The organism is Xanthomonas sp. AM6 (genome assembly GCF_025665335.1).
Lineage (GTDB): Bacteria > Pseudomonadota > Gammaproteobacteria > Xanthomonadales > Xanthomonadaceae > Xanthomonas_A.
In genome coordinates this window covers 3,793,141-3,818,992 of record NZ_CP106869.1, presented here as the reverse complement: position 1 = coordinate 3,818,992, position 25,852 = coordinate 3,793,141, and the positions used below count along the sequence as shown (strand labels likewise).

Annotated in this window: 27 protein-coding genes; 12 read left to right on the top strand and 15 right to left on the bottom strand. The window is 71.3% G+C overall.

What is annotated here, in order from left to right:
* The first annotated feature begins 90 nt into the window (after positions 1-90).
* The 3 genes from OCJ37_RS16360 (at position 91) to msrA (ending at position 1,907) form a co-directional block, all read left to right on the top strand.
* Positions 91-732, top strand: coding sequence for a glutathione S-transferase family protein (locus tag OCJ37_RS16360; RefSeq protein ID WP_263110756.1), 642 nt, complete (start codon positions 91-93; stop codon positions 730-732).
* A gap of 9 nt (positions 733-741) precedes the next feature.
* Positions 742-969 (top strand): putative signal transducing protein, encoded by a 228-nt coding sequence (locus tag OCJ37_RS16355; RefSeq protein ID WP_263110755.1) that lies wholly within the window; start codon positions 742-744, stop codon positions 967-969.
* A 287-nt stretch (positions 970-1,256) separates the two neighbouring features.
* A complete protein-coding gene (gene msrA / locus OCJ37_RS16350; protein ID WP_263110754.1) occupies positions 1,257-1,907 on the top strand; it encodes a peptide-methionine (S)-S-oxide reductase MsrA in 651 nt (216 codons plus the stop codon).
* A 61-nt stretch (positions 1,908-1,968) separates the two neighbouring features.
* Here msrA and OCJ37_RS16345 read toward each other — a convergent pair whose 3' ends face one another.
* The 6 genes from OCJ37_RS16345 to ahpC all read right to left on the bottom strand — a co-directional run bounded on the left by OCJ37_RS16345 (position 1,969) and on the right by ahpC (position 7,796).
* Positions 1,969-2,538, bottom strand: coding sequence for a type 1 glutamine amidotransferase family protein (locus OCJ37_RS16345; protein ID WP_263110753.1), 570 nt, complete (start codon positions 2,536-2,538; stop codon positions 1,969-1,971).
* Between the two features lie 306 nt (positions 2,539-2,844).
* Entirely contained in the window at positions 2,845-3,810 is a 966-nt protein-coding gene (gene tal, locus OCJ37_RS16340; protein ID WP_263110752.1) for a transaldolase, read from the bottom strand.
* 48 nt (positions 3,811-3,858) lie between these two features.
* The gene (rnk, locus tag OCJ37_RS16335) at positions 3,859-4,299 is read right to left on the bottom strand and encodes a nucleoside diphosphate kinase regulator (protein WP_263110751.1); all 441 of its coding nucleotides are present in this window, start codon (positions 4,297-4,299) and stop codon (positions 3,859-3,861) included.
* A 96-nt stretch (positions 4,300-4,395) separates the two neighbouring features.
* Entirely contained in the window at positions 4,396-5,352 is a 957-nt protein-coding gene (locus OCJ37_RS16330; RefSeq protein ID WP_263110750.1) for a LysR substrate-binding domain-containing protein, read from the bottom strand.
* A 97-nt stretch (positions 5,353-5,449) separates the two neighbouring features.
* Positions 5,450-7,039: an alkyl hydroperoxide reductase subunit F gene (gene ahpF / locus OCJ37_RS16325; protein ID WP_263110749.1), complete on the bottom strand. Its 1,590-nt coding sequence runs from the start codon at positions 7,037-7,039 to the stop codon at positions 5,450-5,452.
* Between the two features lie 193 nt (positions 7,040-7,232).
* Positions 7,233-7,796 carry an alkyl hydroperoxide reductase subunit C gene (ahpC, locus tag OCJ37_RS16320; protein WP_263110748.1) on the bottom strand — a complete coding sequence of 188 codons (564 nt, stop codon included), beginning with the start codon at positions 7,794-7,796 and terminating at the stop codon, positions 7,233-7,235.
* 213 nt (positions 7,797-8,009) lie between these two features.
* On the opposite strand from ahpC, the gene prmC reads away from it, so the two are divergent.
* Both prmC and pip read left to right on the top strand, forming a co-directional pair.
* Positions 8,010-8,843: a peptide chain release factor N(5)-glutamine methyltransferase gene (prmC, locus tag OCJ37_RS16315; RefSeq protein WP_263110747.1), complete on the top strand. Its 834-nt coding sequence runs from the start codon at positions 8,010-8,012 to the stop codon at positions 8,841-8,843.
* A gap of 107 nt (positions 8,844-8,950) precedes the next feature.
* A complete protein-coding gene (gene pip, locus OCJ37_RS16310) occupies positions 8,951-9,892 on the top strand; it encodes a prolyl aminopeptidase (RefSeq protein ID WP_263110746.1) in 942 nt (313 codons plus the stop codon).
* Positions 9,893-10,036: 144 nt separating this feature from the next.
* Here pip and OCJ37_RS16305 read toward each other — a convergent pair whose 3' ends face one another.
* From OCJ37_RS16305 to OCJ37_RS16285, 5 genes are all read right to left on the bottom strand, one after another.
* Positions 10,037-10,918: a transglutaminase-like domain-containing protein gene (locus OCJ37_RS16305; protein ID WP_263110745.1), complete on the bottom strand. Its 882-nt coding sequence runs from the start codon at positions 10,916-10,918 to the stop codon at positions 10,037-10,039.
* A gap of 74 nt (positions 10,919-10,992) precedes the next feature.
* On the bottom strand, positions 10,993-11,793 hold the full coding sequence (locus OCJ37_RS16300; protein ID WP_263110744.1) for an N-formylglutamate amidohydrolase: 801 nt from the start codon (positions 11,791-11,793) through the stop codon (positions 10,993-10,995).
* On the bottom strand, positions 11,786-12,337 hold the full coding sequence (locus OCJ37_RS16295; protein ID WP_263110743.1) for an NUDIX hydrolase: 552 nt from the start codon (positions 12,335-12,337) through the stop codon (positions 11,786-11,788). Before OCJ37_RS16295 ends, OCJ37_RS16300 begins: the two co-directional genes overlap by 8 nt.
* 348 nt (positions 12,338-12,685) lie before the next feature.
* Entirely contained in the window at positions 12,686-13,618 is a 933-nt protein-coding gene (locus OCJ37_RS16290; protein WP_263113713.1) for a 5'-3' exonuclease, read from the bottom strand.
* A complete protein-coding gene (locus OCJ37_RS16285; protein ID WP_263110742.1) occupies positions 13,606-14,181 on the bottom strand; it encodes a nitroreductase family protein in 576 nt (191 codons plus the stop codon). Before OCJ37_RS16285 ends, OCJ37_RS16290 begins: the two co-directional genes overlap by 13 nt.
* 155 nt (positions 14,182-14,336) lie before the next feature.
* Here OCJ37_RS16285 and OCJ37_RS16280 point away from each other — a divergent pair, with 155 nt between their 5' ends.
* The 3 genes from OCJ37_RS16280 to OCJ37_RS16270 all read left to right on the top strand — a co-directional run bounded on the left by OCJ37_RS16280 (position 14,337) and on the right by OCJ37_RS16270 (position 20,394).
* A complete protein-coding gene (locus tag OCJ37_RS16280) occupies positions 14,337-16,577 on the top strand; it encodes a DUF1631 family protein (protein WP_263110741.1) in 2,241 nt (746 codons plus the stop codon).
* 219 nt (positions 16,578-16,796) lie between these two features.
* Complete coding sequence (locus OCJ37_RS16275) at positions 16,797-19,133, top strand: PacR family protein (RefSeq protein WP_263110740.1); 2,337 nt, start codon at positions 16,797-16,799, stop codon at positions 19,131-19,133.
* A gap of 181 nt (positions 19,134-19,314) precedes the next feature.
* Positions 19,315-20,394 (top strand): NAD(P) transhydrogenase subunit alpha, encoded by a 1,080-nt coding sequence (locus tag OCJ37_RS16270; protein ID WP_263110739.1) that lies wholly within the window; start codon positions 19,315-19,317, stop codon positions 20,392-20,394.
* A gap of 399 nt (positions 20,395-20,793) precedes the next feature.
* On the opposite strand, the gene OCJ37_RS16265 is transcribed toward OCJ37_RS16270, so the two are convergent.
* Genes OCJ37_RS16265 through OCJ37_RS16255 form a run of 3 tightly spaced genes read right to left on the bottom strand, consistent with a single transcriptional unit; the run spans position 20,794 to position 22,252 of the window.
* The gene (locus tag OCJ37_RS16265) at positions 20,794-21,273 is read right to left on the bottom strand and encodes a DUF3106 domain-containing protein (RefSeq protein WP_263110738.1); all 480 of its coding nucleotides are present in this window, start codon (positions 21,271-21,273) and stop codon (positions 20,794-20,796) included.
* 5 nt (positions 21,274-21,278) lie between these two features.
* Complete coding sequence (locus OCJ37_RS16260) at positions 21,279-21,632, bottom strand: hypothetical protein (RefSeq protein WP_263113712.1); 354 nt, start codon at positions 21,630-21,632, stop codon at positions 21,279-21,281.
* Between the two features lie 38 nt (positions 21,633-21,670).
* Positions 21,671-22,252, bottom strand: a complete 582-nt coding sequence (locus tag OCJ37_RS16255) for an RNA polymerase sigma factor (RefSeq protein WP_263110737.1) — start codon at positions 22,250-22,252, stop codon at positions 21,671-21,673.
* A 164-nt stretch (positions 22,253-22,416) separates the two neighbouring features.
* Here OCJ37_RS16255 and OCJ37_RS16250 point away from each other — a divergent pair, with 164 nt between their 5' ends.
* The 3 genes from OCJ37_RS16250 to OCJ37_RS16240 are packed head-to-tail and all read left to right on the top strand — an operon-like array spanning position 22,417 to position 24,652.
* Complete coding sequence (locus tag OCJ37_RS16250) at positions 22,417-22,716, top strand: NAD(P) transhydrogenase subunit alpha part 2 (protein WP_263110736.1); 300 nt, start codon at positions 22,417-22,419, stop codon at positions 22,714-22,716.
* Positions 22,713-23,207 (top strand): hypothetical protein, encoded by a 495-nt coding sequence (locus OCJ37_RS16245; protein WP_263110735.1) that lies wholly within the window; start codon positions 22,713-22,715, stop codon positions 23,205-23,207. The genes OCJ37_RS16250 and OCJ37_RS16245 overlap by 4 nt, the downstream gene beginning before the upstream one ends.
* Positions 23,204-24,652, top strand: a complete 1,449-nt coding sequence (locus OCJ37_RS16240) for an NAD(P)(+) transhydrogenase (Re/Si-specific) subunit beta (protein WP_263110734.1) — start codon at positions 23,204-23,206, stop codon at positions 24,650-24,652. Before OCJ37_RS16245 ends, OCJ37_RS16240 begins: the two co-directional genes overlap by 4 nt.
* Positions 24,653-24,756: 104 nt before the next feature.
* On the opposite strand, the gene OCJ37_RS16235 is transcribed toward OCJ37_RS16240, so the two are convergent.
* Positions 24,757-25,176: a hypothetical protein gene (locus OCJ37_RS16235; RefSeq protein ID WP_263110733.1), complete on the bottom strand. Its 420-nt coding sequence runs from the start codon at positions 25,174-25,176 to the stop codon at positions 24,757-24,759.
* 106 nt (positions 25,177-25,282) lie between these two features.
* Here OCJ37_RS16235 and sufT point away from each other — a divergent pair, with 106 nt between their 5' ends.
* On the top strand, positions 25,283-25,834 hold the full coding sequence (gene sufT / locus OCJ37_RS16230) for a putative Fe-S cluster assembly protein SufT (RefSeq protein WP_263110732.1): 552 nt from the start codon (positions 25,283-25,285) through the stop codon (positions 25,832-25,834).
* Positions 25,835-25,852: the final 18 nt, after the last annotated feature.

Genomic DNA, 25,852 nt, shown 5'->3' with positions numbered 1-25,852 from the left:
GCAGATAAGTAAAGCGCAAGTTTAGCCGAGCTGGCCGGCCGCCGCCCCGCCGCGTACGCTGCCGGTTCGTCCACGCCCGAGATTTTCGTCATGCCGCTTCCCCGTCTGGTCATCGGCGACAAGAACCTGTCCTCCTGGTCGCTGCGCCCGTGGCTGCTGCTGCGGCACTTCGCGGTGCCGTTCGAGGAAGTGCCGCTGCCGCTGGATACGCCCGAGTTCGCCGAACGCATCGGCGACTATTCGCCCACCGGGCGGGTGCCGGCGCTGTGGGACGGCGCGCTGCAGATCTGGGATTCGCTGGCGATCTGCGAGTACGCCAACGAGCGCTGGCTGGACGGCCGCGGCTGGCCGGCGGCGCTGCCGGTGCGGGCGCAGGCGCGCGCGGCGGCGTGCGAGATGCACTCCGGCTTCCTGGCGCTGCGCCGGCAGTTGCCGATGCAGGCCTGCCGCCGGCCCGACGGCTGCCGCTGGGACGCCGAGGCGCAGGAGGACATCGAGCGCATCGTGCAGCTGTGGGACACGCTGAGCAGCGCGCATGGCGCCGGCGGCCCGTTCCTGTGCGGCGAGTTCGGCATCGTCGACGCGATGTTCGCGCCGGTGGCGGTGCGCTTCGCCGGCTACGGCGTGGAGGTGCCGGCGCAGGCCGCCGAGTACCTGGCCGCCCTGGAGGCCTTGCCGGCCATGCGCGAATGGCGCGTGGGCGCCGCCGCCGAAGTCGCGGCGCGCGGCTGAGGGCGGGCCATGCAGATCGCCTATCGCGCCCAGCACCTGATCGACGCGCACCTGGCCAAGCATGCGCTGGAGGACGCCGGCATCACCGCGTTCGTGTTCGGCGAGGCGCTGCTCGGCGGCGCCGGCGAACTGCCGTTCGGCGTGGTGCAGGTGTGCGTGGCCGACGAACTGCTGGAAAAGGCGCAGGAAGTGCTGATGGCGCTGGGCCTGGGCGGGCGGGTGACGCGCGAGATGTGAGGGGCCGGGATTGGGATCGGGATTGGGATTGGCAGGTGCGCTGCGGCTGGCTTCTGTAGGAGGGGCTTCAGCCCCGACGCTTTACCGGTAGCGCGTCGGGGCTGAAGCCCCTCCCACAGACAGCCCGCTCTCCTTGGCAGGCGACGCTTTTGCCAAATCGTCTGACGCCGAGCCCTGCCTGGTCCGCATGCTGCATTCCCGAATCCCGAATCCCGGCCGCCACCTTGAAACCGGCCCCCGGCAACGCCATCCACAAGGCATCCCTTTCGATGCCAGGAGTCCGCGCCATGTTGGGAATCGGTGCCTTCAAGCAGCGCCTGCCGCGCCCGGGCGAGAGCCTGCCCGGCCGCAGCGAGCCGCTGCCGCTGCACAACCGCCATTTCGTCAATGGCCACCCGCTGCGCGACGCCTTCGCCGGCATGCAGCAGGTGCAGTTCGGCCTGGGCTGCTTCTGGGGCGCCGAGCGCAAGTTCTGGTCGCTGCCGGGGGTGTTCAGCACCGCGGTCGGCTACGCCGGCGGGGAAACGCCCAACGCCACCTACCGCGAAGTATGCTCCGGCCAGACCGGCCACACCGAGGCGGTGCTGGTGGTCTACGACCCGCACGCGCTGAGCTTCGAGCAGCTGCTGCAGACCTTCTGGGAAAGCCACGATCCGACCCAGGGCATGCGCCAGGGCAACGACACCGGCACCCAGTACCGTTCGGCGATCTACTGCAGCACGCAGGAACAGTACGACGCGGCGATCGCCAGCCGCGACGCCTACCAGCAGCGCCTGCGCGCGGCCGGCTACGGCGAGATCACCACCGAGATCCTGTTCCCGGCCCCGCCGTTCTACTACGCCGAGGACGAGCACCAGCAGTACCTGGCCAAGAACCCGGGCGGCTACTGCGGGCTCGGCGGCACCGGCGTCAGCTGCCCGCTCGGCCTGGAGGCCTGAGCCGGCGCGGCGCCCGTGCGCCGCAGTGCCACGCGCGCCGGCTCCAGGCCGGCGCGCGCTGTCACCCGAATTCGGCGGCGAACGTCTGCCGCATCTGCGCGATCTGTTCCTCGCGCTCCGGATGCAGCTGGCGCAGGCACGCCACCGCGAAGCCGACCGGACTGGTGCCGGGCGCGGTGATCAGGCCGTCCGCGCTCACGACCTTCTGCTCCCGGTAATGCGCGGCGCCAGCGTAGACGCCCACGTATTCGCGCAGGAACGCTTCGGAATTGCTGGTGTGCGGCCGCGTGTCGAGCAGCCCGGCGTAGGCCAGCGCCAGGGTCGCGCCGCAGATCGCCGCGACCGCGCGGCCGGCCTCGATGCGTTGCTGCAGCAGCGCGCTGAGTCCGGGGATCTCGCCGGCCTGCCAGCGGTCGCTGCCCGGCAGCAGCCACAGGTCCGCATCCAGCGGCGCCAGATCCGACAAGGCGAACTGCGGATGCAGGTCCAGCCCGCCGATCGAGGTGACCGGCTTGCCGTCGATGCTGGCGACCTGGATCTCGTCGCCGAACCAGGCCCGCGCCGCCGGCAGGATGGTGCCGATCTCCCAGTCCGCCACCCCGTCGACCATCACGACTGCGATCGTTGCCATTGCCGCCCCTTGCGCTGTGGAGTGCGCAGCATAGCCGGCGAAAAGTTGCGGCGGCGCCAACGTCGCGCGGCCGGCGCCCTCAGCGCGCCGCATCGCGTCGGCGCTTGGCTGCACCGTTCCGCGGCGCCTACGCACCCGCACCTGCGCCGTACCCCTCGCACCTGGACGGTCCCCGATCGATCGGCAAGCGAAACAAACGGCAGCGAAGCGGCCACCGCTGTTCCCCATTCCCCATTCCCGGTTCCCATTTCCAAAAAAAAGAGCGACGTCGCCGCCGCTCCAGATCGGTGCACCCGCGACAGGCGGCTAGACCGCCAACTTCTGCCGGATCGTGTCGCGCAGCGCCTGCAGGTCCTTGGCGAAGGTGTCGATGCCGGTGGCCAGCTTCTCGGTCGCCATCGGGTCGGCGGCCAGGTCGGCGGCGAACTGCTTGGCGTCGATCTGCACGATCTGCGCGCCGTCGGCCTGGCCGGGCGAGAGCTTGCGCGGCAGCTCGCCGTGGTCGGCGTCGAGCTTCTCCAGCAGTTCGGGCGAGATGGTCAGGCGGTCGCAGCCGGCCAGCGCCTCGATCTGCGCGGTGGAACGGAACGAGGCGCCCATCACCACGGTCTGCGAGCCGCGGCGCTTGAACTCGTCGTAGACGCCGCGCACGAACCGCACGCCCGGGTCCTCGTCGATGGTGGCCGGGGTCTGCCCGTTGGCCACGTACCAGTCCAGGATGCGGCCGACGAACGGCGAGATCAGGAACACGCCGGCCTCGGCGCAGGCCAGCGCCTGGGTGCGGTTGAAGATCAGCGTCAGGTTGCAGTCGATGCCGTCCTTCTGCAGCTGGCGCGCGGCCTCGATGCCTTCCCAGGTCGCGGCGACCTTGATCAGGATCTTGTCCTTGGGCACGCCGCGCTCGGCGTACATGGCCACAAACTTGTGCGCCTTGGCGATGGTCGCGGCGGTGTCGTGGGCCAGGTCGGCATCCACCTCGGTGGACACGCGCCCGGGCACCAGTGCGCTGAGCTTGCTGCCTACGCCGATGGTCAGGCGGTCGGCGATCTCGTCGACCAGCGCGGCATGGTCGCCGTCCTGGCTGCGCGCCCAGGCCAGGGCCTCGTCGATCAGCTCGGCGTAGACCGGCAGATCCAGGGCTTTCTTCACCAGGGTCGGATTGGTGGTGCAATCGACCGGCTTGAGCCGCTTGATCGCATCGTAGTCGCCGGTATCGGCCACGACCACGGACAACTCGCGCAGCTGGGCCAGCTTGGAAGGAGCGGAAGACATCATCGGCAGTTCTCGTAACGGATGAAATGGAGGATAAGCCCGCGCACGTTAACCCGCTGCGTGCGTGAAGTCGCCTGCGGCTTCGGGCTGATAGTGCAGCGCGGTCACGCGCAGGCGCAGGGCGCGGCCGCCGGGCGCCTGCCAGTCGATCGACTGGCCCATGGCCAGGCCGAGCAGGGCGCTGCCGACCGGCGCCAGCACCGAGATGCGGCCTTGCGCGGCATCGGCTTCGTGCGGATAGACCAGGGTCAGCTGGTGGCGTTCGCCGTGCAGTTCGTCCTCGCACTCCACGCGCGAGTGCATGGTGACGATGCCGGCGGGAATCTGTTCGGGCGCCATCACGGTGGCGCGGCCGAGTTCGGCGGCGAGCGCGAGCGCGGCAGGGTGTTGCTGCAATGCAGGGGATTCGAGCAAGGCCTCGAGGCGGGCCAGGTCGTGGCTGGAAACGATCAACGACGGCGGCAGGCCGCTGCGGTGTTGCGAAGACATGGGAAAACTCCGGTAGTGGCACAAGACGAAGGCGGCACCTGCCGCCCCCGGCCCATTGTGCAAGCAAGCCGGCGCCGATGCGATGCCGCGGCTGAATCAGGCCGCCGCTTTGCCGCTTGCCGGGGCCGCGACAGGGGCCTGCGGCGGCAACACGAACAGCGCTTCGGGCAGCGCCTTGAACAGGCGCGCCAGCTGCTCCAGGAAATCGTTCATCGCCGAACTGCGGCGCCACAGCATCGCGATGCGCCGGCTCGGGCCGGAGGCGTCGTCGAACCGCAGCAGCCGGATATTGGAGGGGCTGGCCACCGGCGGCTGCACCGCCAGCAGCGGCAGCAGGGTGACGCCGACGTTGGCGGCGACCATCTGCCGCAGCGTCTCCAGGCTGGTGGCCTGGAATTCGGCCTTTTCCAGCGCGCCGGACAGGTGGCACACGTCCAGCGCCTGGTCGCGCAGGCAATGGCCGTCCTCGAGCAGCAGCAGCCGCTGCTGGTGCAGCTCGCTCATGCTCAGCGTATCGCCGCGCTGCGCCAGCGGATGCTGTTCCGGTACCGCCAGCACGAACGGTTCCTCGAACAGGAACTCGCTGTGCAGCTGGTCGTCGTGCAGCGGCAACGCCAGCAGCGCGGCGTCCAGCCGGCCCTCGCGCAGTCGGCTCAGCAGCACGTCGCTCTTTTCCTCGATCAGCAGCAGTTCCAGCTGCGGGAAGCGCGCGCGGATGCTCGGGATCACGTGCGGCAGCAGGTACGGGCCCAGCGTCGGGAAGATGCCCAGGCGCACCGTGCCCGCTTCCGGGTCCTGGCTGCGCCGCGCCGCCTCCTTCATCTGCTCGACCTCGGCGACGATGCCGCGCGCGCGGCTGGCCGCCTCGCGCCCGGCCGGGGTCAGCATGACCTTGCGCGGCGCGCGCTCGACCAGCGGCACGCCCAGTTCGTCCTCGAGCTTCTTGATCTGCGTGGACAAGGTCGGCTGGCTGACGAAGCAGGCCGCCGCGGCGCGCCCGAAATGCTTGTGATCGGCCAGCGCCACCAGGTACTTCAGATCACGCAGGTTCATCGGCAGGTTCCTTGGCGGTGCGGTCGGCGCGAGCGCGGGGCCGGTCGCCCCGGAACAGCATAGACCCCGCGCCGGGTCGCGGCGCGGGGCAATCGGCTCAGGCCGCTTCGGCGACCGAACTGCTGACCGGCGCGCTGCTGCGGATCAGGTGGTCGAACGCGCTCAGCGCCGCCTTGGAGCCTTCGCCCATGGCGATGACGATCTGCTTGTACGGCACCGTGGTGGCGTCGCCGGCGGCGAACACGCCGGGCAGCGAGGTCTGGCCGCGGTCGTCGACGACGATCTCCCCGCGCGGCGACAGCGCCACCGTGCCCTGCAGCCATTCGGTGTTGGGCAGCAGGCCGATCTGCACGAAGATGCCTTCCAGCGCCACGCGATGGACGTCGCCGCCGACGCGGTCCCTGTACACCAGGCCGGTGACCTTCTGCCCGTCGCCGAGCACCTCGGTGCTCTGCGCGTTGACGATGATGTCCACGTTGCCCAGGCTGCGCAGCTTGCGCTGCAGGACCTCGTCGGCGCGCAGCTTGCCGTCGAACTCGACCAGGGTGACGTGGCTGACGATGCCGGCCAGGTCGATCGCCGCTTCCACGCCGGAGTTGCCGCCGCCGATCACCGCCACGCGCTTGCCCTTGAACAGCGGGCCGTCGCAGTGCGGGCAATAGGCCACGCCCTTGTTGCGGTACTGGTCCTCGCCGGGCACGTTCATCTGCCGCCAGCGCGCGCCGGTGGACAGGATCACCGTCTTGGACTTCAGCGACGCGCCATTGGCCAGCCGGATCTCGACCAGGCCGTCGGCGCCGGCCGGGACCAGCTGCTCGGCGCGCTGCAGGTTCATGATGTCCACGTCGTACTGGCGCACGTGCTGCTCCAGCGCCGCGGCCATCTTCGGGCCTTCGGTCTCCTGCACCGAGATGAAGTTCTCGATCGCCATGGTGTCCAGCACCTGGCCGCCGAAACGCTCGGCCGCCACGCCGGTGCGGATGCCCTTGCGCGCCGCATAGATCGCCGCCGCCGCGCCGGCCGGGCCGCCGCCCACCACCAGCACGTCGAACGGCGCCTTGGCCGCGATGGCCGCCGCGTCGCGCTTGGCCGCGCCGGTGTCGAGCTTGGCCACGATCTGCTCCAGGCTCATGCGGCCCTGGTCGAACACTTCGCCGTTGAGGTAGACGGTGGGCACCGACATGATCTGCCGCGCTTCCACCTCGTCCTGGAACAGCGCGCCGTCGATCGCCACGTGCTTGATGTTGGGGTTCAGCACCGCGGCCAGGTTCAGCGCCTGCACCACGTCCGGGCAGTTCTGGCAGGACAGCGAGAAATAGGTTTCGAACACGTACTCGCCGGGCAGGTTGCGCACCTGCTCGATGACCTCGGCGGTGGCCTTGGACGGATGCCCGCCGACCTGCAGCAGCGCCAGCACCAGCGAGGTGAACTCGTGGCCCAGCGGCAGCCCGGCGAAGCGCAGGTGGATGTCGTGGCCGGGGCTGCCCAGCGCGAACGACGGGGTGCGCTCGCCGCTGTCGCGGTGCACGTCCAGGCTGATCTTGTCCGACAGCAGCACCAGGTCCTCGAGCAGGTCGAGCATCTCGCGCGACTTGGCGCCGTCGTCCACCGACGCGGTGATGTGGATGGGCCGGACGACCCGCTCCAGGTAAGCCTTCAACTGGGTTTTCAGATCGGCATCCAACATGGCGGACTCCTGGCGATGGGCAAAGCGAAGGGGAGGCGTGACTGCCGCAGGGGCAGGCCGCCGTGAAGAATTGGGAGGAGGGGTGAACCGCAGCCGGCGTGGCCGGTGGCTGACGTGACGCGGGCGACCGCGACGCGGGCTGCGGTTCACCCCCACCCCCGCCGAGCGGCGGAGATGGGAGTGCGGGCGCGGCTTAGATCTTGCCGACCAGGTCCAGCGACGGCTTCAGGGTCTTTTCGCCTTCCTTCCACTTGGCCGGGCACACTTCGCCCGGATGCGCGGCGACGAACTGCGCGGCCTTGAGCTTGCGCAGGGTCTCGGTGACGTCGCGGGCGATCGCGTTGTCGTGGATCTCCAGGGTCTTGATCACGCCTTCCGGGTTGATCACGAAGGTGCCGCGCAGGGCCAGGCCTTCTTCCTCGATGTGCACGCCGAACGCGCGGGTCAGCTGGTGGGTCGGATCGCCGACCAGCGCGAACTGCGCCTTGCCCACGGCCGGCGAGGTCTCGTGCCACACCTTGTGCGAGAAGTGGGTGTCGGTGGTGACGATGTAGACCTCGGCGCCGATCTTCTGGAACTCGGCGTAGTTGTCGGCGGCGTCTTCCACTTCGGTGGGGCAGTTGAAGGTGAAGGCGGCCGGCATGAAGATCAGCACCGACCACTTGCCCTTCAGGTCCGCGTCGGTGACTTCGATGAATTCGCCGTTCTTGTAAGCGTTGGCCTTGAACGGCTGGACCTGGGTGTTGATCAAAGACATGGAGTTTCCTCGTGGTTGCGAAGGGAGCGGGTGGTTAGAACGAGGCTCATCATAGGAGGAGCCGATAGATATCTCAAATCGATTGATGGAATTGAATAGATAGGTTGTGCCTATCGGTATTCAAGCCTGGCTCTTTGCTGCTGCGGGGGAAGCGCGCAGTCCCAAGGTTCTACCACGTTGGCTTTTCCGGACCGCTGCGGCATCGTGACGTCGATGAACGCCCCCACCCCCGAGTCCCTGCTGCGCGACGCCTGCGCGCAGATCGAGCGCGCCGACGCCGAAGCCCTGTTGCTCCACGCCCTGCAGCGCGACCGCGCCTGGCTGTTCGCGCATGCCCGCGACCCGCTGCCGGCCGCCGCCGCGCAAGGCTTCGGCGAACTGCTGGCGCGGCGCGCGCAGGGCGAGCCGGTGGCCTACCTGACCGGTCGCCGCGGCTTCTGGACCCTGGACCTGGCGGTCGGCCCGGCCACGCTGATCCCGCGCGCGGACACCGAGCGCCTGGTGGAACTGGCGCTGGAGCGGCTGGACCCGGCCCCGGGCCGGCGCATCGCCGACCTGGGCACCGGCAGCGGCGCGATCGCCCTGGCGCTGGCCAGCGAACGGCCGCAGGCGCAGGTGCTGGCCACCGACCTGAGCGAGGCCGCACTGGCGGTGGCGCAGGCCAACGCGCGCGCGCATGGCCTGGACAACGTCGCCTTCGCCCATGGCTCCTGGCTGGCGCCGCTGGCCGGGCAACGCTTCGACCTGATCGCCAGCAACCCGCCCTACATCGCCGCCGGCGACCCGCACCTGGCCCAGGGCGACCTGCGCTACGAACCGGCCAGCGCCCTGGCTTCCGGCGCCGACGGGCTGGACGACATCCGCCGGATCGCCGCCGCCGCCCCGGCGCACCTGCTGCCGGGCGGCTGGCTGCTGCTGGAGCACGGCTGGGACCAGGGCGCCGCCGTGCGCGCGCTGCTGGCGGCGGCGGGCTTCGGCGACGTGGCGACCCACCAGGACCTGGAAGCGCGCGACCGGGTCACGCTGGGGCGCCGGCCGGCCGGTTGAAGCGAACGCACGCGTTCGTATCCGCGGTGGCATTCGCCGGCGGCCGCGGTCAACGCGGCAGGGCCGGGCCTTCCCCGCTAAAATCGCGTTTTTCCGCAGGAGCCGCCATGCGCACGCTATATCCCGAGATCGAACCGTTCGACAGCGGCACGTTGCCGGTGGACGCGCGCCATACGCTGCACTACGAGCAGTGCGGCAACCCGCAGGGCAAGCCGGTGGTGCTGCTGCACGGCGGGCCGGGTGGCGGCTACAACGCCAAGATGCGGCGCTTCCACGATCCGGCCAAGTACCGCATCGTGCTGTTCGACCAGCGCGGCTCGGGCCGCTCCACGCCGCATGCGGACCTGGTCGACAACACCACCTGGGACCTGGTGGCCGATATCGAGAAGCTGCGCGAGAAACTGGGCATCGAGCGCTGGCAGGTGTTCGGCGGCAGCTGGGGCTCGACCCTGGCGCTGGCGTATGCGCAGACGCATCCGCAGCGCGTGACCGAGCTGGTGCTGCGCGGCATCTTCCTGCTGCGCCGCTGGGAACTGGAATGGTTCTACCAGGAAGGCGCCAGCCGGCTGTTCCCGGATGCGTGGGAGCACTACGTCGCCGCGATCCCGCCGGAGGAACGCGCCGACCTGATCTCCGCGTTCCATCGCCGCCTCACCAGCGACGACGAGGCCACGCGCCTGGCCGCCGCCCGCGCCTGGAGCGTGTGGGAAGGCGCCACCAGCTTCCTGCACGTGGACGCGGACTTCGTCAGCGGCCACGAGGACGCGCAGTTCGCGCTGGCGTTCGCGCGCATCGAGAACCACTACTTCGTCAACGGCGGCTTCTTCGAGGTGGAAGACCAGTTGCTGCGCGACGCCGGCAGGATCGCCGACATCCCCGGGGTGATCGTGCAGGGCCGCTACGACGTGGTCTGCCCGGTGCAGAGCGCCTGGGACCTGCACAAGGCCTGGCCGAAGGCCAAGCTGGAGATCACGCCGAGCGCCGGCCATTCCGCGTTCGAGGCGGAAAACGTCGACGCCCTGGTCCGCGCCACCGACGCCTTTGCCTGATGCAGCGCGCCGCGTGCCGCCCGTGCGGCACGCGGTACGGGACGCGCCGGCCCAAGCCGGACGCGTTTTCCGTCTGCGGCGCGGCGTTGCGGGGCCAGTGCGCTGCAGTCGGGACCGCAGTCCCTCCCGCGACGCCTGCCAACCCTAGAGATAGAGCCCTTCGGTGCGCAGCGCAGCGGCGCCGGTGCCGGCGGGGGCCGGTCGCGGATCCAGTCGCGCCTGGTCGGTCTCCTCGGTCCACACCACGAACGCTTCCAGCGTGTTGTAGCCGAAGGTGTTGCTGATCGCCACGTCGGCGGCGTCGCGGCCGCGCGCGATCAGCACCCGGCCGATGCGCGGCAGGTTGTGGCGCGCGTCGAAGGTGTACCACTGCCCGTCCAGGAACGCCTCGAACCAGCCGGAGAAGTCCATCGGCGCGGCCGAGGCGGGCACGCCGATGTCGCCCAGGTAGCCGGTGCAGTAGCGCGCCGGGATGTTCATGCAGCGGCACAGCGCGATCGCCGCGTGGGCGAAGTCGCGGCACACGCCGCGCCCTTCCTGCAGCGCCTGCGCCGCGCTCTTGGTCGGCCGCGCGTGTTCGTAGCCGAATTCGATCTGCGCATGCACGTAGTCGCAGATCGCCTGCACCCGCGCCCAACCGGTCGGCGCGCTGCCGAACAGGTCCCAGGCCATGCCGCTGAGCAGGTCGGTCTCGCAGTAGCGGCTGCCGAGCAGGTACAGCAGGGTGTCGTCGGGCAGGTGCTCCACCGGCGTCTGCGGCGCGTCGTAGCGGAACTGGTCGGGCAGGCCGCTGTCGCGCACCACCGCGTCGGCGCGCAGGGTCAGCAGCCCGGCCGGGGCCAGCATGCGCGTGCAGCTGTTGCCGAACTGGTCGCGGTAGCCGCGCAGCGGCACTGCCGGCTCGGTCTGCAGCGCGGTGGCGACGACGATGTCGGTGCGGCGGCTGTCGTGGATGTCGAGCATGGCCAGCACCGGGGTCGGTTGCAGGAAGCGGTAGCGGATCTCGTAGCCGAGGCGGATGAGCATGGGGGCAGGATCCGGTGCGTGCAGCGAAGGGCGTCCGGACGGACGGCGATGCACCGAGAGTGCGCAGCCCGCACTCAGTCCGATGTGAAGGCAGCTTGCAACCGATTCAGCATGCTGAGCAAGCGCTGCGCCCATTGCCGCTGCCCGGCGGGGTCGGCGATCAGGTCCTGGCGGATCTCCAGTTCCACGTGCGCCAGGCCGCGCGCCTCGGCGTGCACCGGGATCGCGTAGTCGGTGGCGTCGCTGACCGAATACGGCTGGTTGTCGCCGACCACCAGGCCCGGTTCGGCGCGCAGTTCGGCCAGCAGCGCGTGTGCGAAGCGGGCATCGCGCTGGTACAGCACGCCGGCGTGCCAGGGCCGGGCCACGCCGCCCATGACCGGGGTGAAGCTGTGCATCGCGATCAGGATGGTGGCCAGGCCGGCGTCGCGGCGCCGGTCCAGTTCCGCGGCGATGCGCGCGTGGTAGGGCGCGAAGATCGCGCTGGCGCGCGCCGCGCGCGCGGTGGCGTCCAGGCCCTGGTTGCCCGGCACCACGGTGCCGTCGCTGACCTCGGCGATCGAGCCCGGCGCCGACAGCGGCCGGTTGCAGTCGATCACCAGCCGCGAATAGGTCTGCACGATCGCGAACGCGTCCAGCGCCTGCGCCAGCTCGCGGGTGACGCCGTCGATGCCGATGTCCCAGCCGATGTGCCGGTCCAGTTCGTGCTGCGGCAGGCCGAGGCCGGCCAGCGCCTGCGGCACCTGCTGCCCGGCGTGGTCGGCGATCAGCAGGTAGGGCGAACGGCCGTGCTCCTGATAGAGACGGTACGGCGGCGGATCGCCGGCGCCGAGCAGCGCCGCCGCGCTGCCCGCATGCGTTGCCGGGTCAGCCACGCGGGGTGCCGTCCAGTTCGTGCTCGATCATCCACAGCCCGGCCCACAGCTTGGCGTCCAGTTCGTAGCCTTCGCCCATCTTCTGCACCAGCCAGGCCGCCGCGCGCGTGCGCGGCACGGCGTGCACGATGATGTCCTCGCTGGCGTCGCCGCCGCCGTCGCCGACCTTGCGCAGGCCGCTGGCGCGGACGAAGGCGATCTTCTCGCTGCTGGCGCCGGAGGAGGTCGGGCCGATCATCAGCACTTCGGCGTGGTCGGCGGTCCAGCCGGTCTCTTCCTCCAGCTCGCGCACCGCCGACACCTCGATCGATTCGCCGGCGTCGATGTCGCCGACCAGGCCGGCCGGCATCTCGATGGTGCGCGCCTGCAGCGGCACGCGGAACTGCTCGACGAACAGCACGTCGTCGTCCGGGGTCACCGCGACGATGATCGCGGCCAGGCCGCCGGCGTGCACGCGTTCGGAATACTCCCAGGTGCCGCGCACCACCATGCGCTGGTACTTGCCTTCGTAGACGACGCGGGGCGGGGAGTCGGGGCGGGTCATGGGTGGCGTTCGCTCGGTTCGGAGGATAAGGAGGCGCTGGGCGCGTCGGCGCGCGGCTTGGCTGTACCGAAGTGTAGAGCCATTGGCATTGCGATGAGGGTTGCGTACCTGTGCTGTTTACGGATGTATGCAGCGCCCGCTCAGCCTCGGCTGCATCGGTTCCGGCAGCTTCGACGCCGCAACGTGCATCGCTCCCGTTCGTCGCGGCTGAAGCCGCCCTACAGGACGCGCGGGGTTGGGCTGCGCGCCGTGCCGGCGCCGGCGCGCTTGCCGCGGCATGGTGGCGCGGGACTGCCTGGAGTCGCGCGATGCGCCCGGCATCCGCATCGCGCAGTGCCGCGCTGGCATCTAATGACCCGCAGCGTCCAGCCCGGCCGCCTGCAGCAGCCGGCGCCGGGTCAGCGGACCGAAGCGCAGCGCCTCGCACAGGCCGTGCAGCATGTCGGCGTCGGCCTGGCCGCGGGCGAAGCCGGGCGCGGCCGAGTGCAGCGGCGCGTCCAGCGCGATGGTGGCCAGTTCCCGCCACAGCAGCGCGTGCTCGCGCTGTTCGCGCAGGCGCACGGCCATCTGCGCGGCGCCGCGCAGGCGCAGGAACGCGACCTCGTCGAGCCGCGCCAGCAGCGTGTCCAGGTCGCCGAAATGCGCCAGCAGGATCGCCGCCGACTTGGCGCCGATGCCGGTGACCCCGGGAATGTTGTCGATCGCGTCGCCGGTCAGCGCCAGGTAGTCGGCGATCTGGTGCGCGTGCACGCCGTGCCGCGCCTTCACCCCGGCCGCGCCCCAGCGCTGGCCGCGGGCGTAGTCCCACTGCTCGTCGAACTCCAGCAGCAATTGCGACAGGTCCTTGTCGGCGGACACGATCACGCCGTGGAAGCCGGCGCCGCGCACGCTGTGCAGGGCGCTGCCGATCAGGTCGTCGGCCTCGTAGTCGTGGTGCGCCAGCACGCCCAGGCCGAGCGCCGCGCACAGCGCCTTGCAGTGCGCGAACTGGCGTCGCAACGCATCCGGCGCCGGCGCGCGGTTGGCCTTGTAGGCCGGGTACAGGCGATTGCGGAAACAGCTGTCCAGCGCTTCGTCGAAGGCGATGGCGATGTGCTGCGGGCGCTCGCGTTCGAGCAGGTCGAGCAGGAAGCGGGCGAAGCCGTGCACCGCGTTGGTCGGCCAGCCCTGCGCGTCCTGGAATTCGTCCGGGATCGAATGCCAGGCGCGGAACACGTACAGGCTGGCGTCGACCAGATACAGCGGCCGCGGTGGCAACGCCGCGGCGTTCACGGGGTCCAGTCGCTGAGCAGCTGCTGCGGGTCGGGGCGCTCGCGCTCGGGCACCTGCATGCGCGGGGTGCCGATGTGGATGAAGCCGGCGATGCGCTCGTTGCCGGCCAGGCCCAGCCGCGCCGCCACCGCGTCGTCGTAGGCCATCCAGGCGGTCAGCCACTGCGCGCCGAAGCCGTAGGCCTGCGCCGCCTGCAGCAGCGCGAAGCAGACCGAGCCGGCGGTCAGCCACTGCTCGATCTCCGGCACTTTGTCCTCGCGCTGCAGCCGCGCGATCACCGCGATCGCCAGCGGCGCGTGCGCGAAACGTTCGCGGTCCTTTTCCACCGCCGCGCGCGGCGCGCCCGGGTCGCGCTGCAGCGTGCGTTCGGCGAGGAAGTCGCCCAGCGCCAGCCGCGCCGGGCCGGCGATGCGTAGGAACCGGAACGGCACCAGCTTGCCGTGATCGGGCACGCGCACCGCCGAGCGCAGCATCGCCAGCAGGGTCGCCTCGTCCGGTCCGGGCTCGCCCAATTGCTTGGACGGCACCGAGCGGCGCTCATCCAGCGCTTGCAGCGAGTGAAGTGTGCGCATAGTCTCGATTCCGTGGGGCGGGCGCCGAATTATAGTCGTGCGCCCAAAAGCGGCAGCGGATGCCGCGGTTACACGGCGAGTCAAGCTTCATCCTCGATCCACCGCTAACTTCCGAATTGACGTCGGTCTCACTTGCGCTTGCGTATCACACTGCCATGACAATCGCCGAATATGCCGAGGAATTGCTGCCCAGCCGCAATTCGGACCTGCTCGACCAGGTCCGGGACGTGGTCTCGGTGCCGCTGGCAGGCGCGTTCGGCGAAGTGCTGGACGTGCTCGCCGATGCGTTGTTCCGCATGGCCGAGCGCGCCGGGCCGACGCAGAACGACTATTTCGAGGCGATCCAGCTGCTGCGGCAGCAGCGCGAGCCGATCGCCGCCCGCTTCCGCGGGCACCTGGCGCAGGCCTGGCAGGCGCTGGAGGCCGGCCGCCCGCTGTCGGTGGAGCGCAGCCTGGCGCGCGAGCGCGGCGACCTGAGCCTGGTCTCCGAACAGGAACTGGACGTGCGCCTGGCGGTGCGCAACCTGGCCGGCGCGATCCAGCACCGCTGGCGCCCGGAACTGATGCGGCTCAACCGCTTCCTCGGCTTCATCGCGGGCGGCCAGCGCATCGACGCCGACAACAATCCGTTCGGGCCCGAACACGTCGGCGCCGCGGTCTACGCCGCGCTGCACGGGCTGGTGCTGGCGCCGCAGGTGCAGCTGGCGATCGTCAAGATCTGCGAGCAGGAACTGCAGGAGCGGGTCGGCGAGCTGTACGCGCGGCTGGAGCAGCGCCTGGACCAGGTCGCGCGGGCGCGCTCGCTGCCGACCGGACGCGCGCGCCGCCGCGCGATCCCGCGCAACGGCGCCGGCGGCGACGATGCGGCGCCGGACTGGATCAGCCGGTTCTTCGAGACCTGGAATGCCGCCGCGCCGCTGTCGGCCGCACAGCGCCGCGCCGCGCGCGCGCTGGACGCGCATGCGCGCGACGACCACGAAGTATTGCCGCCGGCGCTGCGCAGCCTGCTGCACGAGGCGCAGCCGGCCGCCGTGGGCAGCAGCGCCGACGACGCGCGCCGCAGCCTGTCGCCGCGCGAGCTGCTGTCGATCCTGTCGCTGCTGCAGACCACGCCGCTGGCCGGCTTCGCCGCGATCGGCGAACACGGCGGGCCGCTCGCGCAGGGGCTGCGCCGGCAGGTGGTGGCGATCGGCGCGTCGCTGGGCCTGGACCCGGCCGGCACCCGGCTGGAGCCGGCCGACGCGGACACGCTGGAGCTGGTCGGGCTGCTGTTCGAGGTGATGCTCGACGAATGCGTGCTGCAGCCGGCGCAACGCGAATTGCTCGGGCAGATGCTGGTGCCGCTGGCCAAGGTGGCGCTGATCGACGGCCGCCTGTTCGTGCGCGACGGGCATCCGGCGCGGCGCCTGCTCAACCTGCTCGCCGACGCCTGCGACGGCAACGCCGGCGAGACCGCCGCCGAACAGGCGCTGCTGGCGCAGGCGCAGGCGGTGGTGGAACGGGTGGTGCGCGATTTCGACGAGCACCTGGCGGTGTTCCTGACCCTGGAAGCGGAATTCGGCAGTGCCTACGAGCAGTACCGGCGCCGGGTGGAGATCGCCGAGCGCCGCGCGGCCGAACTGCAGCGCGCCGAGGAGCGCCGCGACCGCGCGCGGCGCCTGGCCGCGCAGGCCGTGGACGAACGCCTGCAGCGCGACGCGCACGGCACCGCGCTGCCGGCGCCGATCGAGGCCTTCCTGCGCCAGCAATGGTGCCAGTACGTGCAGCAGTCGGCGCTGCGCGACGACGGCCACGGCGCGGCGGTGACCGCGGCGCTGGCGCTGGGCGACGCGGTGCTGGCGCAATGTCGCCAGGCGCAGGCCGGCGGCGGCGTGCCGGCGGACGGCTGGCTGCAGCCGCAGCGCGCCGAACTGTTGCGGCTGTGGACCAGCGTCGGCCTGGATGCGGCCGCCGCCGAGGCGGCGTGGCTGGCCCTGCAGGCGACGCTGGACGACCTGGCGCACGCGCGCCCGCTGCAGGCGCCGGCGCCCGCACCCGCGGTCGCGCCCGAGGCGCCGCCGGCCGAGCCGGTGCCGGCGCTGCCGGAACCGGCGCAGGCGACCGATTTCGACCACGTCACCGCCGAGTATTTCCGCACCCTGGCGCTGGGCACCTGGCTGGACTTCGTCGACCGCGAGGGCCGCGTGCAGCCGGGCAAGCTGTCCTGGGTGAGCCCGATCTCGGCGCGGCTGATGTTCGTGAACCGCCGCGGCGGGCGCCTGTGCGTCGCCTCGCCGGAGGCGCTGGCGCTGATGGTGCGGCTGGACCGGTTGCGCCTGCACCGCGACGACGATGCGTTCTACAGCGCGATGCAGGGCGCGGTGGACCGGCTGGAGCGGGTCGCCGCCGCGGCCTGACCCCGCGCCGGCACCGCGATTTCGCACGGCGCTGCAGGCAGAGTTACGCATGGACGGCCTAGGATGCAGGGCGGGCCACGTTTCGGAGCATGAAATGCGCAGTGCATCACGGTTGTCGTTCAGGTACCTTGCCTACCATGCAGAGGCGGAAACAGGGGCCGTGTCCGTTCGACTTCCTTCTACTTCCCTGGCGCCGCCCGCGGCGCGGAGCCATCGCGCATGAGTTTCAGCCCCAGCCCGCCGCACGCACATCCCGCGCGCGCGCCGCATCTGTTGATGCAGGCGCACGACGGCATGCTGCCGGTCCTGGGGCAGGCGTTCGCCGCCGCGCTGGCGCATTTCGACGACGTGCTGTTCGACCGCGCCGAGAGCGCCGGCGCCTCGCAGCTGCTGTTCCTGGACGGCATGCGCGAACTGCGCCGCCGCCGCGAGGAGATCGCCGCGCGTTTCCGGGCGCAGCTGGAGCAGGCCTGGCAGGCGCTGGAAGCCGGCGCCCCGCTGTCGGCCGAAGTGGCGCTGGCCGGCTATGGCCAGGGCCTGAGCCTGGTGTCCGAACACGAATTGGAATCGCGGCTGGCGGTGCGCAACCTGGCCACCGTGCTGCTGCGCGAATGGAAGCCGGTGCTCAGCCGCATCGACCGCCGCCTGGGCTGGATCGCCGGCGGCCTGGAACTGGACGCCGACACCAACCCGGTCGGCCCCGAACACATCGGCGTCGCGGTGCATGCCGCGTTCTCCACCAGCGACCTGGCCCCGGAAGTGCGGCTGGTGCTGATCAAGCTGTGCGAGCGCGACCTCACCGCCGGCATCGGCAAGCTCTACCAACAGCTGGACGACAGCCTGGCGCAGGCCGGGGTCATGCCGGAGATCTCGCGGCCACGGCCGCCACCGCCGCCGCGGCGCGCCCCGGCGCCGGCGCCGGAGGAACGCCAGGCGCGCGGCGGCGACACGGCCGGGTTCGGCGAGGACGGCGCTGCCGGCGGCGAGCCGGGAGAGTACGACGAACACTACGCGCCGGCTTGGGCTAGCCGCTTCGTCGATCGCTGGGCCGAGCGCCGCGGCCGCCTGCAGGCCGGCGAAGGCTATGCCGAGGCCGGCGCCAACCTGCCCGGCGGCAGCCAGGGCGTGTTGCTGGAGGCGCTGCACGAACTGCTGCAGCAGACCCGCAGCGTGCGCGAGAGCGCCACCTCGGCGGCGAGCGCGGCGGTCGGCCAGCAGCGGCCGCTGAGCCAGCGCGAGATGATCTCGGTGCTGTCGCTGCTGCAGGCCACGCCCAGCGCCACGCTGCGCGCGGCGATCGGCGACGACGGCGAATCGCTGGCGCAGCGGCTCAAGAGCGAAGTGCTTTCCAATGCCACCCAGTTCGGCGTGGATCCGGCGCACGCGCGGCTGGACCCGGTGGACGAGGATGCGATCGACCTGGTCGGCATGCTGTTCGACGTGATGCTCGACGAACGCGACCTGGAAGGCCGCTCGCGCGAGCTGATCGGGCGCCTGGTGGTGCCGTTCGTCAAGGTCGCGCTGCTGGACCGGCGCATGTTCGTGCAGAAGACCCACCCGGCGCGGCGCCTGCTCAATTCGCTGGCCGAGGCCTGCGAAGGCAATACCGGCGAGAGCCCGGCCGAGCGCGTGCTGATGGGCAAGGTCGAGGAGATCGTCGAGCGGCTGGTCGCCGAGTTCAACGAGAACCTGGCGATCTTCCTGACCCTGGAAGAGGAGTTCCGCGAGTTCCTCGGCCAGCACCGGCGCCGCATCGAGATCGCCGAGCGCCGCGCCGCCGAGACCCAGCGCGGGCAGGAGAAGCTGGAACTGGCGCGGCAGCGCGCCGAGGCCGAACTGCAGGCGCGGCTGCAGGGCCTGCAACTGCCGCAGGCGCTGGAGGATTTCCTGCGCCAGCCGTGGCAGCACCACCTGACCATGGCGATGCTGCGCGAGGGCGAGGAAGGCGCCGGCGTGCGCGATGCGCTGGCGCTGGCCGACGGCGTGCTGGAGGAAGCCGCCGAGGCGCGGCGGCACATCGTCGGCAAGCCCTGGCTGCAGGCCTGGCAGGGGCCGCTGCACAAGGTGTTCGCCAGCGTCGGCCTGCATGCCGAGGCCGCCGCCGCGGCGATCAACGTGCTGCACGACACGCTGCAAGGCGTGGCCGAACTGCGCCCGGAACTGGAGCGCCCGCTGCCGGAACTGCCGCAGGTGGCCTTGCCGCAACCGCCGGTGCAGGAGGCGCAGTCGGTGGAGGTCGCCGCCGCGGAGAAGATCGAGGACTACGACAACGCCGACGCCGACCGCTTCCGCTCGATGCCGATCGGCACCTGGCTGGATTTCATCGACCGCGACGGCAAGGTGCAGACCGGCAAGCTGTCGTGGGTGAGCCCGATCTCGGCGCGGCTGCTGTTCGTCAACCGCCGCGGCGTGCGCTTCTGCGTGGCTTCGCCGGAGGAACTGGCGGTGATGGTGCGGCTGGGCCGGCTGCGCAGCCACGTCAACGACGGCGCCTTCGACAGCGCGATGCAGGGCGTCATCGACCGCCTCGACCCGCAGAACGCGACCTTGCACTGAGGGTCCGCGGCGATCCACACACATTGCGGAAGCGACTGAAGCCGCTCCCGCACGGCATTCGCGCAGGCCTGCGCGCCGCGCTGCGCCCCCCAGGACGCGCAGCTGCCAGCCCGGCGCTGCCATCGCCGCGCGGACCCTGTAGCATCGGCGCCGACTAGGCGGGCAACGCACGGGGAATCGCATGGCAGTGCAGGTGCTGGTGGTGAAGGAATCGGCGCACGGCGAACGCCGCGTGGCGGCGACGCCGGAGACGGTGAAGAAGCTCGGCGCGCTCGGCGCGCAGGTGCACGTCGAGCCCGGCGCCGGCGCGTCGGCCGGGTTCGTCGATGCGGCCTATCTGGCGGCCGGCGCGCAGCTCGCCGATGCCGCGACCCCGGCGCAGGCCGACCTGGTGCTGTGCGTGCAGCCGTTGCCGGTGGCGGCGCTGCACCAGCTCAAGCCCGCTGCCGGCGTGGTCGGCATCCTGCAGCCGCAGGCCGATCCGGCGCGCGCCGAGGCGATGCAGGCGCGCGAGCTGGTCGCGTTCCCGCTGGAACGGCTGCCGCGCACCACCCGCGCGCAGGCGATGGACGTGCTCAGTTCGCAGGCCGGCATGGCCGGCTACAAGGCCACGCTGATCGCCGCGCAGCTGGCGCCGCGCTTCTTCCCCATGCTGACCACCGCCGCCGGCACCATCCGCCCGTCCAAGGTGCTGATCGTCGGCGCCGGCGTCGCCGGGCTGCAGGCCATCGCCACCGCCAAGCGCCTGGGCGCGCAGGTCGAGGGCTTCGACGTGCGCCCGGAGACGCGCGAGCAGATCGAGTCGCTGGGCGGCAAGTTCCTCGACCTGGGCGTCAGCGCGGCGGGCGAGGGCGGCTACGCGCGGCAACTGACCGACGAGGAGCGCGCCGAGCAGCAGCGGCGCCTGGCCGATCACCTCAAGGGCATCGACGTGGTGGTGTGCACCGCCGCGGTGCCCGGCCGGCCGGCGCCGAAGATCCTCAGCGCGGCAATGGTCGAAGGCATGAAGCCGGGCAGCGTGGTGGTGGACCTGGCCGCCGAGACCGGCGGCAACTGCGAACTGACCCGCCCCGGCGAGACCATCGAGCACGGCGGCGTGGTCGTGGCCGGCCCGCTCGACCTGGCCAGCATGGGCGCGGTGCACGCCAGCGAGATGTATGCGCGCAACGTCTACAACTTCGTCGCGCTGTTCCTGAAGGACGGCGCGATCGCCTACGACTGGGACGACGAGCTGCTGGCCAAGACGCGCTGGACCGGTTGAGCGCGGCACCGTCGGCCGCACGCCCGGCGTTGCAGGCGCTGCCGGGAGCGTGTGCCGTCCAGCAACGTTGCAGGCGGCAGACGACCTGTAGGAGCGACTTCAGTCGCGACGGGCTTTACCGGTAACGCCCGTCGCGACTGAAGTCGCTCCCACAACGGGCTGCCGGCTGCAAATCTCCCAGCGAAGCATCGGGGTCGACGCGCTTTCGCATTTCGAGCCGGACGATTGCAGGATGCGGCGCTGGTTTCCGTTGCGGCGGATTCGATCGGCGGCCGCCCTTGTTCGATCGGCCGCGCTTGTCGCGATTGCGGACCGGAATTTACTCCTCGGTCGCAGCGACAGCCGGTAAGCGGCTCCGGAAAACGCCATGGCCGCGGACGTAACGCGGCTGCAGGACCGTCACCTGGAACCCGGCACAGGCCTGGCGTCTGGGCCGGCATTGGCCTTGATCCAGGCATCGCGCTGCTGCGGGGTCATCGCTTCCCAGCGGTCGCGCAGCGCGCGGCGCTGCTCCGGCGGCAGCGCGCGCATGCGTTCGAACAGCACGCGGGCCTCTTCGCGCTGCTGCGGGCTCATGTCCTCGTAGCGGCGCGCGCCCTTGCGCGCGCGCTCGCGCTGCTCGGGCGTCATCGCCTGCCAGCGCTGCGCGTGCTCGAACATCCTGCGCCGCTGCTGCGGCACGTCGTTCCAGCGCTGGCGCAGCGGCGCGATCAGCAGCTCGCGCTGCTGCGCGCTCAGGTGTTCCCAGTCCGGCAACGGCGGTCCCGCATCGGCTTCTGCCTCCGGTGGCGGTGGCGGCGGTGGCGGCGCGGCGACGCTCGCCAGCGGCGCGCCGGCCAGCAGGGCCAGCGCCAGGGTCGTGCGGATCAGGCGGTTCATCGTGTTCATTCCATCGCCAGCGAGGTATCGGAACCCAGCCACAGGTACAGGTCGGGATTTTCTTCGAGCAGGCCGGCCACCGCGTCGTCGCCGTCGCTGCGCGCGGCGGCGCTGGCCGGCACCGCAGCGGCGGGAGCGCTGGCGACGCTCGTCGCCGGCAGCGACGGCGGCAGCGCCGGGCGCAGCAGCAGGTGCATGCCGAACGCGGCGCCGAGCACGGCCGGCGCCGCCGCCAGCAGCCAGCCCCAGCGCCGCGCCGGCGCGGCCTGGGCGCGGCCGGCCTGGTGGCGGGCCGTGCGCAGTCGCGCCAGGGTCGGCGCCGGCAGGGCCTGCAGCGAGGCCTGGTGCGCGCGGCGCATCTGCGCGTCGAACGCGGCCGCATGTGTGGTGTCGGGTTTCACCGGACGTCCTCCAGGTGTTTCTGCAGCGCCTCGCGGGCGCGTGACAGGTGGGTCTTGACCGAGCCTTCGGAGCAGCCCATCGCGCGTGCGGTGGTGGCCACGTCCAGCTCCTCGAGCACGCGCAGGGTGAAGGCTTCGCGCTGCCGCGCCGGCAGCGCGCGCAACGCCGCCACCAGCCGCGCATGGGTCTGCCGCTGCTCGTGGTGCTGCGCCGGGCTCGGCCCTTCGTCGGCCCAGTCCGGCTGGCTGTCCTCGCCGCGCTCGCTGGCCGGCGCCCAGAAGCGCAGGCGGAAGCCGCGGCGGCGCTGCAGGTCGATGATGCGCCGGCGCAGGATGCTCCAGAACAGCGGCGTCCATTCCTGCGCCGGCCGCTCGCGGTAGGCGAGCAGCTTGATCATCGCGTCCTGCACCGCATCCAGCGCATCCTCGCGCTGGCGCAGCCCGGCCTCGGCGAAGCGGAACGCGCGCGGGCCGATCTCGGCCAGGAACGCGTCCAGCGACACCGGCAGCGGACGTGCGGCGTCGGCGGTCTCGGGATCGGTCGATGAAGGGTCGAGGGCGGGCGTGCTCACCAGCACAGCTTAGCTTCCTGGCGCGGGGATACCGTGGATAACGCGTTGCCGCCGCCGCGGTTGACCGGGGCATGCGCCATGCCGGGCGAGGGGCAGGCACGCCGGTCGCCCACGGATTCAGCACGCGGTTATGATTGCGACGGTCGGGCGCGGCGCCCGGGAGAAACGCAATGAGCGACGGTTTCGTGGCGTTGTACATCTTCATGCTGGCGGCGATCGCCGGGCACGTGATCATCTCGCGGGTGCCGGTGATCCTGCACACCCCGCTGATGTCCGGTTCCAACTTCATCCACGGCATCGTGCTGATCGGCGCGATGGTGGTGCTCGGCCACGCCGACACCACGCTGGAGAAGGCGGTGGGCTTCCTCGCCGTGCTGCTCGGCGCCGGCAACGCCGCCGGCGGCTACGTGGTCACCGAGCGCATGCTGGAGATGTTCAAGAGCTCCAAGAAGCCCGGAGACACGCCATGAGCTCCGTGCAGCCGGCGCTGGTCGCGGCGCGCCCGCAGGGCGCCAGGGGATGGTTTCAGCTGCTCAGCTACCTGCAGTATCCGGCGATGGTCGTGGCCGCGGTCTACGCCGCCAGGCCGCTGTTCAACGGCATGGCCGGCATGTTCGACGACTGGAACTACGCGCTGCTGTACGCCGGCGTGGGCGTGGGGCTGTCCTCGCTGCAGGACCCGACCCGCACCCAGAACAAGATCTCGCACAGGGTCTGGCAGGACCCGCGCAAGGGGCGCCTGATGCTGTGGCTGCTCTCGGCCGAGGCGCTGCTGCCGATCGTGATCGGCCTGGTCGGCGCCTACCTGGCCGGCACCACCGCGCTGAACCAGCTGTCGCTGGGCCTGGTCGCGTTCGGCCTGGGCATGGTGGGGCTGCTGAAGACCGCGATCGAGATGTTCGAGCACCATCGCCTGGACCGCCGGCCGGACGCTGCGCCGCTGGCCGGAGAGCACGCATGAGCACCGCCGAAGCCCTGTCCTGGCTGGTGAAGGCCAGCTACCTGGTGGCCGCCACCCTGTTCCTGCTCGGCCTGCAGCGCATGGCCTCGCCCAAGACCGCGCGCAGCGGCATCCACTGGGCCGGGTTCGGCATGCTGCTGGCGACCGCGGCGACCTTCCTGCTGCCCGGCCTGCACAACCTGACCCTGATCCTGCTGGCGATCGTGATCGGCACCGGCGCGGCCTGGATCTCGGCCAAGAAGGTCGCCATCACCGACATGCCGCAGATGGTCGCGCTGTACAACGGCATGGGCGGCGGCTCGGCCGCGGCGATCGGCGCGGTGGAACTGCTGCGCTTTTCGTTCCTGGCGCACCGCGACACCTCGCACTGGAGCGAGAGCGCGATCGCCGCGCTGGCCGCGCGCCAGCCCGACGCGACCACGCTGGCGCTGGCCATCGTTGGCTCGGCGATCGGCGCGATCTCGCTGTCCGGCTCGGTCATCGCCTGGGCCAAGCTCGACGGACGGCTGGACAAGCGCGTCACCTTCCCCGGCCAGCAGGCGTTCAACCTGCTGGTGTTCGTGGCGATGCTGGGCCTGGGCACGTGGGCGGCGATCGGGCTCAGCCCGGTGGCGATCGTGGCCTTCTTCGCGGTGGCGCTGGCGCTGGGCGTGCTGATGACGCTGCCGATCGGCGGCGCCGACATGCCGGTGGTGATCTCGCTGTACAACGCCTTCACCGGCCTGGCGGTGGCGTTCGAGGGCTATGTGCTCGGCAACGAGGCGCTGATCATCGCCGGCATGATGGTCGGCGCGGCCGGCATCCTGCTGACCCGGCTGATGGCCAAGGCGATGAACCGGCCGATCAGCGGCGTGCTGTTCTCCAACTTCGGCGGCGGCGGCCAGGCGCAGGAGATCAGCGGCGCGCAGAAGCCGATCGAGGCCGGCGACGTGGCGGCGATGATGGCCTACGCCGAGCGCGTGGTGATCGTGCCCGGCTACGGCATGGCGGTGGCGCAGGCGCAGCACAAGATCTGGGAGCTGGCGCAGCGGCTGATCGAGCGCGGGGTCAAGGTCAAGTTCGCGATCCACCCGGTGGCCGGGCGCATGCCCGGGCACATGAACGTGCTGCTGGCCGAGGCCGGCGTGCCCTACGACCTGATCGCCGACATGGACGACATCAATCCCGAGTTCCCCAGCACCGACGTGTCGCTGGTGATCGGCGCCAACGACGTGGTCAACCCGGTGGCCAAGACCGATCCGGCCAGCCCGATCTACGGCATGCCGATCCTGGACGTGGTCAATTCGAAGAACGTCATCGTGATCAAACGCGGCAAGGGCACCGGCTTTGCCGGCATCGAGAACGCGCTGTTCTATGCCGACAACACGCGCATGCTGTACGGCGACGGCGCCGAGGCGGCCGGCGCGCTGGTCAGCGAACTGAAGGCGCTCGACGGCGGGCATTGAGCCGGCGCCGGCCGTCGGTGCCGGCCCAGTATCGGTCGCGGCTGAAGCCGCTCCTGCAGCGCTCCCATGCCCTGTAGGAGCGGTTCAGCCGCGACCCACTACCCTCAGCGCGCGCTGAAGTAGGCCACCACCAGGCCGATGCCCAGCCACAGCACGTCGCCGGGGCGGTTGGCCAGCACGGTCAGCGTCCACGCGTAGCGCGCGCCCAGCTTCAGCGCCGAGTCCCACGGATCCAGGCCCAGCCCCGCGCCCACGTGCGCGGCGGCGATGCCCCAGTTGGCGGCGGCGATGACCAGCGCGGTGGCGAGCACCGCCACGGCGATGCGCAGCCTGCCGCGCGGCAGCGTGCCCAGGCGCAGCATCCACGCGATCTCCAGCGCCACCGGCACCGCCATCCAGCCGGCCTGGTGGCCCAGGCTCAGGGCGACCAGCATCCAGGCGATCAGGGCGGTGAAACAGCCCAGGCACAGCAGCAAGGGCCAAAGCCAGTGCGCGGTCCTGGCCGGCGTGGAGGAGGGCGGCATGCGGGGTTCCCGAAGAATCCGCACAGGATACCCTCCGGCACGCGCCGCGCGCACTCGGATAAACTGGACGACTTGCACCGGCGGGGCCTGCCCCCATATCGCCCCCATGTACTCACGCAGCAGCGAACCTGTCCAATTCGAACGCGATTGCGCGGCGGTGATGGTGCCGCAGGGCGACGCGGTGACCCTGCCTGCCGGCAGCTACGGCTACATCACCCAGGCGCTGGGCGGCAGCTACACGGTGTTCGTGGAGGGCAACCTGTTCCGCATCGCCGGCAAGGACGGCGACGCGATCGGCAAGGAACCGCCGCCGGGCCTGGACCTGCCCGAAGACGCCAGCGACGAGCAGGTCGAGGCGCTGATCTGGCAGCAGTTGCGCACCTGCTTCGATCCGGAGATCCCGTTCAACATCGTCGACCTGGGCCTGGTCTACGAGGTCGGCATGCAGCCGCGCGAGGACGGCCAGCGCATGGTCGAGGTGAAGATGACGCTGACCGCGCCCGGCTGCGGCATGGGCGAGATCCTGGTCGACGACGTGCGCAGCAAGCTGGAGCTGATCCCGACCATCGCCGAGGCCGATGTCGAACTGGTGTTCGATCCGCCGTGGGGCCGGCATATGATGTCCGAGGCCGCCCGCCTGGAAACCGGCATGCTCTGACCTGCGCGCAACGCGCCG